The 8,288-nt window shown below is 71.5% G+C and carries 4 protein-coding genes; 3 read left to right on the top strand and 1 reads right to left on the bottom strand.

Annotation, left to right across the window (positions count from 1 at the left end; translation table 11 throughout):
• A partial coding sequence (locus D7X12_RS36045) for a glycosyltransferase family 4 protein (protein ID WP_244224987.1) occupies window positions 1–2,290 on the bottom strand: 2,290 nt, incomplete at its 3' end.
• Between the two features lie 228 nt (window positions 2,291–2,518).
• On the opposite strand from D7X12_RS36045, the gene D7X12_RS36040 reads away from it, so the two are divergent.
• The 3 genes from D7X12_RS36040 to D7X12_RS36030 all read left to right on the top strand — a co-directional run bounded on the left by D7X12_RS36040 (window position 2,519) and on the right by D7X12_RS36030 (window position 8,202).
• Complete coding sequence (locus D7X12_RS36040) at window positions 2,519–4,981, top strand: DUF4912 domain-containing protein (protein WP_244224986.1); 2,463 nt, start codon at window positions 2,519–2,521, stop codon at window positions 4,979–4,981.
• Window positions 4,982–5,007: 26 nt separating this feature from the next.
• Window positions 5,008–6,597 carry a glycoside hydrolase family 57 protein gene (locus D7X12_RS36035; RefSeq protein WP_120629741.1) on the top strand — a complete coding sequence of 530 codons (1,590 nt, stop codon included), beginning with the start codon at window positions 5,008–5,010 and terminating at the stop codon, window positions 6,595–6,597.
• Between the two features lie 102 nt (window positions 6,598–6,699).
• Window positions 6,700–8,202, top strand: a complete 1,503-nt coding sequence (locus tag D7X12_RS36030) for a Do family serine endopeptidase (protein ID WP_120629740.1) — start codon at window positions 6,700–6,702, stop codon at window positions 8,200–8,202.
• Window positions 8,203–8,288: the final 86 nt, after the last annotated feature.

Raw genomic sequence — 8,288 nt, 5'->3', positions numbered from 1 at the left:
GGACGGGGGGCGGCGAGGCGGCCCGGGGCGGCAGTTGCGGAGGCCGCTCCGCATCCGGCGGCACGGAGCCACCGCGGATGGGCGGCTTGTCGGCGTCAGGGACGTGGCCCCCGCGAATGGGCGGCTTGTCGGCGTCGGGGACGTTGCCCCCGCGAATGGGCGGCTTGTCGGCGTCCGACAGCCCGGGGAGGCGAGGGGGGACGGGACGGCCTGGATCCGCGACGAGGCCGCCACGGATGGGCGGTTTGTCCGCGTCGGCCATGGAATGAAGGACAGGAGGAGAGGGGCGAGGAGGTTCGACGCTGGAGGAGCCCGGCTCCAGGATCGGAGGTGAGCGCGGCGGCTGGGCGCGGCCCGTGTCGGGGCGGCTGGACCCCGAGCTGCGCCCCGCGTTCATCAAGGAGCGCATGGGGACAATGGGCGTGGGGGCCGGCGGCTCCGGGAAGTCCTCGATCAGGACCGACGCCCGGCGCACGATGGGGGTCGGGGCCGGGGCTTCGTCGTCCCGTGTGACCCCGGACCGATGCACGATGGGGGTCGGGGACCGCTCGTCGTCCTCGGTCGAGAGCGAGGTGGGCCGGCGCACGATGGGCGTGGCCGCGGGCGCTTCGTCCTCCCCCGACGTCGGCCGGCGCACGATGGGCGTGGGGGCCGGGGCGCCCTCCTCATCCCCGACGCTGCCTCGGCGCACGATGGGCGTCGCTCCAGAGGAGGCCGCGTCGGAGTCCTCCTTGTCGGTGGAGGACCCGCCACCGTCCGGGGCCTTCTGGGACGACTCCGAGGCCCCCCTTGATGTGGCGGTCGGGACCGGGGGCTTCGCCGGGTCCGGCCTGGAGGTGTCGGGCGACGGCGCGGCTTCGTCCCGTGAGGCGTCCGGAGGCGGTGCGGGTTCCCGGAGCGGCAGGCCCATCACCATGGGGAACTCTTCGGGCCGCACGTCGGGCTCGGTCTTCACCAGCCGCGTGTCGAGCCCTTCTTCCAGCGCCATGCCCATCACCAGGGGCAGGTCCTCGGCGGCCTCCTTGTTGCCAGCGGGCTCCGGGGCGGAGGCTTCCGGGGGCGTGGCGGCCGGCGCCGCGGGCTTCGCGGGCGCCCTGGGCACCGGCGTGGGCAGCGAGGCCTCCGGCATGCCCAGGCTCGCGAGCCGATTGGTGGGCGTGCCGGTCATCGTGACGTCGGGCGGCTCGCTGGCGGCGCCCACCGGCAGGTGCGTCCGGTTCTTCAGGAGCGAGTCGTACAGGTCCAGCAGCTGGCCGCGGATAAGCCCCGCGTCCAATACCTGTTCGGCGTACGCGCGCCCAGCCTTCCCCAGGGCCACGCGGCGGGGCACGTCGCGCGCCAGCTCCACGATGCGTTCGGAGAGCGCGCGGCTGTCCCCGGGCGGGAAGAAGACCGCCGCGTCCTGGGGGATGAGCTCCCGGGTGACGGGCAGGTCCGCGGCGATCACCGGCCGGCCGGCGGCCATGTACTCGGAGACCTTGGCCAGCGGTCCACCCTGGAGCCGGTTGCGCTCCGAGTCGTCCAGGGGCAGCACGCCCACGTCCGCCAGGGCCAGCACCTTGAAGAGGTCGTCGTGGACGACGGGGGGTTGGAAGTCGACCTTCTCCTTGAGCCCCAGGTCGTTGACCAGGTCCTCCAGGTGGGGCTTCCAGTCCGGGTGGTGCGCGCCCACCAGCGTCAGGCGCACGTCCACCTGCTGGGACGCGAGCGCGGTGGCGCGCAGCAGGGTGGGCAGGCCCTGCCAGCCCACGTGGCTGCCCAGGTACATCATGCGCAGGGGCGTGCCATCCGGGGCGCCGAGCACCTCCGGATCATAGGGCTTGAGGTCCACGGGCGCGCGCAGCATGCGCAGCTGGTCCTCGGCCGCCCCCAGCCCCTGGATGTACGCGCGCGTCGTCTGGGAGCCGGTGACGACGAGGTCCGCGTTCATCAGGCAGAACAGCTCCTGCCGACGGATCTTCGACAGGAAGCGCCGGTCCCCGTCCGTCTGCGGATGGGTGTAGCGCAGCTCCTGGGACGGGAACGTCTGGGCCTCATAGATGAGGCGGTAGCCGTAGTCCCCCTTCAGCTCGCAGAGCGCGTAGCCGCCGAAGGGGTCCGTGAAGTGGGCGAGCGCGTAGTCCTCGCTCTCCAGCTGCCGGCGCACGGCCCGCTCAAAGGACTGGATGCGCGAGGCCAGGTCCCCGGAGCCTACCGGGACGCGGAGCAGCCGGGCGCCCTGGTACTTCTCGATATGGGAGTGGTCGGGCGTCTTCGCCGACAGCACCACCACGGAGAAGCGATCAGGCAACGCCTTCAGATACTCGGTCAGTCGGCGTGAGGAGCCAGACGGGCCGGGGATGACATCGAAGCTGCACAGGAGAAGTCTGGGCAGGTCACTCAAGCGTTCGCAGGATACTTGGACATGGGGGAGGTGTCATCGCCCGTGACAGAAGAAGAACGGGGTCCGCAGACAAACACATCCCGTGACGGATGCGTTGACCGCCTGTATGCCGCGACATAACGAGGCGAGGTGTCCATGGATGAGCGGAAGGGCGTCACCGTGAGCTACCTGCGAGAGCTGGCCCGGAAATACCTCCGGGATGGGGCCGGCGCGTCCAGAGGGCGGGAGTTCGTCGCCGCGCTGGCCGAGCGTGTCCCCGTCCTGGGGCGGCTTGCGCGCATGGCGGGACTGCCGATGTCCCAGCGGAGTTCCGGTGATGTGAGAGGCGAAGCACGCACGCTGGATTCCGGGCAGCTGGATTCCGGCCCGGCACACGCCGCGACGGATGAGGCCGTCCCCCTGCCTCCCGCGGGAGCCAGCGGAGCGACGGCCCCCGAACTCTCCGCGGAGCCCGTCACCCAGCCCGGCGCCGAGCCCAGGACGCGGCCGGCCCGCGTGGTGACGTTCCCGGCCCGCGGGAAGTCCCGCAGGGCATCGGATGACGAGGACACGCTGCCGCTGGCCCCCGAGGCGCTGACGCCGCGTCCGTCGGATGCGCCCCGGGTGGAGGCTCCGCGGGCCGCCGCCGAGCCGACGCCCACGCCCCCGAGCGAGCCCCCGCATGCCGCCGAGCCCCTGGTGGAGGGGTTCTTCGTCACCAAGATGGCAGGGCAGGGCGAAGCGCGCCGGCATCACCTGTTGGAGGAGCAGGCGCCGCGCCTGCCTCCCGCGGACGCGTCGCCCGAGCGCGACGAGCACCTGGGCATGCTGCCCCTGGACTACCAGGACGACGCGATGGTGCTGCTCGCGCGCGATCCGCACACGCTCTTCGTCCTCTGGGACTTCAGCGACGCGAGCAAGAAGCGGGCGCTCGAAGGCGTGCCGTGGCCGCGCGCGGTGCTGAAGGTGTTCGACGGCGAGGGGCTGTCGCGCGAGGTGGACTTCGCGCTGGAGTCGCGCAGCTTCTACCTGCTGGGGATGACGCCCGGACGCACGTACCGGGTGGAGGCCCACTTCGTCGGGGCGGAGGGGCGTTCGCGCCGCATCGGTCACTCGTCGAACCGGGCCACGTTGCCCCCGGCGGGGCCGTCCACGGACACGTCCATCCGGTTCCTGCACATGACGCCCCCGCCCGTCGTGGCCCGTCCGCGAGCGGAGGAGGTCGTGGCGGTGCCCGCGCGCGCGCCGCAGGCCGAGGAGCGCGAGTACGTCACGTGGCGCCGGGTGTCGCTGCCGGGCAGCGCGGGCGTGCGGGACATTCCGGAGGTCCACCGCGAGCGCGTCGACGTTCCGCGAGCCCCGGGCGCTTCGGATCAACGCTACGCGGACACGGCCTATCTGGAGGGCGCGCCGCGTGCGCCGGGTGCTTCGGACCAGCGCTATGAAGGGGCCGCTCGGGTCGGAGAGGCGACGCCAGGCCTGTCCCCGCCGCGTGCGCCGGGAGCGTCGGATCAGCGCTATCTGTCGGTGGAGCGTGCTCCGGGCGCTTCGGACCAGCGCTATCGAGAGGTCGTGGCAGGGGGGCACCGTTATCTGGAGGTGCCGCGTGCGCCAGGAGCTTCGGACCAGCGCCATGGCCAGAGCCTGCTTCCGGGCGGTGTGTCGGAGTACCGCTACCTGGAGCTGGAGTCTCCCCGAGCGCCCGGTGCTTCGGACCAGCGCTATGTGGAGAGCGCGCGAGGGCAGGGCGCGTCGGATTCGCAGTACCTGACGGTGCCGCGTGCGGCTGGTGCGTCGGATCAGCGCTACCTCACGGTGTCGTCCGTGCCCGGGGCGTCGGATCAGCAGTACCTGACGGTGCCGCGTGCGGCCGGTGCTTCGGATCAGCGGTACCTGACCGCGGAGCGTGCGTCGGGGGCTTCGGACGACAAGTACCTGACGGTACCGCGCGCGGCTGGGGCTTCGGATCAGCAGTACCTGACGGTGCCGCGTACGGCCGGGGCTTCGGACGCGCGCTTCCTTGAGGATTCGCGGGCGTCGGGGACCTTGCCCTCTCCGCAGGGCGACATGCCGCGCCCGGCGAACGGGGCGGGTGTTTCGGTGGGGAACGTTGATGGCGCGAGCACGCCTTCAACGCCGGTCTTCGCGCACGGCACCTCCTCCGCCGATTCACGTGCGCAAGGGTCGCAGTCGCCGCAGGCAGCGGAACCGGAAGCCCCCAAGGATCCGTGGGCCCTGAGCGTGGCGCGCGGCCTTACCGCGTCCGAACAACGCGCTCTCGACAGGGCGCGAGAGGCTTCCGAGGCCGCGCGAAGGGCCCCTCCGGCGCCCATGCCTGCGAGTCCTCCGGCTCCGAAGGCCGAGACCGACGTGTCTCAGGGTGCTCCGTCCGCGAAGGCCGAGCCCCCGGTTCCTCCGAGCGCACCGCCCGCGAAGGCGACCGCGTCCGAGCCCGTAGCGTCAACGCCTCCGAAGGCCAAGGCCCCGCCTCCGAGCACGGCGCCCGCGGCCTCGACACCCGCTCAACCTTCCGCCTCCAAGAACGCCCCGGAGCCTTCGTCCCCGGGCTCCCCGTCCGCTTCCTCCCGGTCCCGGCGCTCGCGCCGTGGACGTTCGTGAACCCGCACGGCCTCCTTGACTGACCTATGAGCCTGGGCTCCCTCGCGCTGGTCCTGCACGCGCACCTGCCTTTCGTCCGCCACCCCGAATACGAAGACTTCCTCGAGGAGGACTGGCTCTACGAGGCCATCTCCGAGACGTACCTGCCGCTCTTGCGCGTGTTCGACACGCTGGCCGAGGAGCGCGTCCCGTACCGCGTGACGATGACGCTGTCCCCCACGCTCGTCACGATGCTCAACGACGACCTGCTGCGGGAGCGCTACGCACGGCGCCTGGACCAGCTCTGCGAACTGGGCGCCCGCGAGGTGCACCGCACCCGCGACGACGCCACCTTCCACCCGCTGGCCGTCTTCCACCGCGACCACTTCGAGTCGCTGCGCCTCGCGTACCACAACCACTACCGGCGCGACCTCGTGGGCGCGTTCCGCCGGCTCCAGGACGCGGGGAATCTAGAGATCCTCACCTGCAACGCCACCCACGGCTTCCTGCCGCTGATGCAGCAGACGCCCGAGGCCGTGCGCGCCCAGGTCACGGTCGCGGCGAACCACTACCGCCAGAACTTCGGCCGTGACCCCGCCGGCATCTGGCTGGCCGAGTGCGGCTACTACCCGGGCCTGGAGCGCATCCTCTCCGCCGAGCGGATCCGCTACTTCTTCGTCGACACGCACGCCCTCACGGACGCCACGCCCCGTCCGCTGCACGGCCCCTACGCGCCCATCTTCACGGAGCCCGGTGTCGCCGCCTTCGCGAGGGACCCGGAGAGCAGCCAGCAGGTGTGGAGCACCGAGCACGGCTACCCCGGCGACCCCGTCTACCGCGAGTTCTACCGGGACATCGGCTGGGACCTGGACCTGGACTACATCCGGCCCTTCATCCAGCCCACCGGCGACCGCAAGAACACCGGCTTCAAGTACTTCCGCATCACCGGCAAGACGAACGACAAGCACCCGTATGATCCGGTCGCCGCCCGCGAGCGCGCGGCCGTGCACGCCGGCAACTTCCTCTTCAACCGGCAGCGCCAGTTCGAGTACCTCGCCTCGCGCATGGGGGGCCGCAAGCCCGTCGTCGTGGCCCCCTACGACGCGGAGCTCTTCGGCCACTGGTGGTTCGAAGGCCCCCACTTCATCGAGGCCCTCATCCGTCAGGCCGCGCGCGAGCCCCGCCTCTTCCAGCTCATCAGCCCGCTGGACGACCTGCGCGAGCACCCGGAGAACCAGGTGGCCACGCCGCCCCTGTCCTCCTGGGGCGCGGGCGGGTACGCGAACATGTGGCTCGATGGCAGCAACGACTGGATCTACCGCCACCTCAACCACTGCGCGAAGCAGATGGTGGAGCTGGCCCGGGACTACCCGGATGCGTCGAACCTGCCGCGCCGGGCGCTGAACCAGGCCGCGCGCGAGCTGCTCCTCGCGCAGTCCTCCGACTGGGCCTTCATCATGAAGACCGGCACCATGGTGGACTACGCCGTGCGCCGCACGAAGGAGCACCTGCAGCGCTTCCTGCGCCTGCACGACCAGGTGCGCGCGGGCACCATCGACGAGTCGTGGCTGGCCCACGTCGAGGGCCGCAACAACCTGTTCCCCGAACTGGACTACCGCGTCTACCGGCCCGGTTGAACGCTTCGGGAACAGGCGGGCTGGCTGGGAGTTGACCTCCCGCGAGCGGACGGTGTCGTTCCGGTTGCGGGGCCTCGTTTCCGCTTTAGCTTGAAAGAACCCATGACCCACACGTTCCCTCCGTTCCGTCGCAAGCTGGTGGCCGCCGTGCTGGTCCTCGTGTCGCCCGGGCTCGCGCTCGCGCAGGCACCGGCGCCTCAGCCGGCCGCACCGCAGACCCAGCAGGCGGCCTCCGGACAGGCCGGCAACCTGCAGCCCGCCACGCGCGAGGCGCAGTCCCTGTCCTCGCTGGCCCCCCTCGTGGACTCGGTGAAGTCCGCTGTCGTCAACGTGGACGTGCAGGCCAAGGCGGAGGTGCCGGAAGGCATGGAGGACAACCCGCTCTTCGACCGCTTCTTCGGAGGCAACGGGGGCCGGGGGGGCCGCGGTCGCAGTGAGCGCGAGCAGGTCCGTCAGGGCGCCGGGTCCGGCTTCATCATCGACCCCAAGGGGCTGGTGCTCACCAACAACCACGTCATCGAGGACGCGGTCACCATCACCATCCGCCTGGACGACGGTCGCTCGTTCACCGGCGAGGTGGTGGGGCGCGACCCGCTCACCGACGTGGCCGTGGTGAAGGTCAAGGAGAAGGTGGATCAGCTCCCCGCCGTGAAGCTGGGCGACTCGGACGCGGTGCGCGTGGGGGACTGGGTGCTGGCCATTGGCAATCCGTTCGGGCTCGCGTCCAGCGTGAGCGTGGGCATCCTGTCCGCGCGCGCCCGCGAAATCGGCGCCAGCGTGTACGACGACTTCCTCCAGACGGACGCCGCCATCAACCCCGGCAACTCCGGCGGCCCGCTCTTCAACATGAAGGGCGAGGTGGTGGGCATCAACACCGCCATCGTCGGCGGCGGCACGGGCATCGGGTTCTCCGTGCCCAGCAACCTCATCAAGGCGCTCCTGCCGCAGCTGGAGAAGTCCGGCTCCGTCACGCGCGGCTGGCTGGGCGTGGGCATCCAGCCCCTCACGCGCGACCTGGCGCAGGCGCTGAAGCTGCCGGTGAACGAGGGCGCCATCCTCACGCAGATCAACCCCGGCTCCCCCGCGGCGAAGGCGGGGCTCAAGGCGGACGACGTGGTGATCGCCGTCGACGGGCAGAAGGTCCGCTCCGACAGCGAGCTCACCCGCACCGTGGCGCTCAAGAAGCCCAACAGCGTCACGACGCTCAGCCTCTACCGCGACGGCAAGAAGCAGGACGTCAAGGTGACGATGGGCACGCGGCCGGACCTGGAGGGCTTCACCAAGAAGAAGCCGGAGGCGAGCGACGAACAGGACAGCTCGCGCCGCGTGGGCGTGTCCCTGCAGGACCTGGATGCGCGCACCGCGTCCCAGGCGGGCTTCACGGAGCGCGCCGGAGCGCTCGTCACCGACATCGTCCCCGGCTCGCCCGCGGACCGCGCGCAGCTGGCCCCGGGCATGTTGGTGGTGGAGGCGAACCGCAAGCCCATCACGAGCGCGAAGGAGCTGGCCTCGGTCATCCGCGGCGCGCCCGCGGGCAGCACGCTGCTCCTGCGCGTGGCCGGCCCCGGCGGTGGGCGGCTCTTGCGTGCGCTGAAGATGCCCTGAGAGGCCGTGGGGGTTAACGAAGGCAGATGAGCGTCAACTACGTCTCTCTGGGAGACAGCACGGCGGTGGGGGTGGGGGCGTCGCAG

Origin of the sequence: Corallococcus sicarius (assembly GCF_003611735.1) — a bacterium.
GTDB classification, from domain to species: Bacteria; Myxococcota; Myxococcia; order Myxococcales; family Myxococcaceae; genus Corallococcus; species Corallococcus sicarius.
Note: the sequence above shows the minus strand (reverse complement) of the source record. Positions and strands in the feature narration are given on the sequence as shown.

Coding starts and splice junctions, on each gene's coding strand:
- D7X12_RS36035 (WP_120629741.1), top strand. CDS start 5,008: ATGAGCCTGGGCTCCCTCGCGCTGGTCCTGCACGCGCACCTGCCTTTC.
- D7X12_RS36040 (WP_244224986.1), top strand. CDS start 2,519: ATGGATGAGCGGAAGGGCGTCACCGTGAGCTACCTGCGAGAGCTGGCC.
- D7X12_RS36030 (WP_120629740.1), top strand. CDS start 6,700: ATGACCCACACGTTCCCTCCGTTCCGTCGCAAGCTGGTGGCCGCCGTG.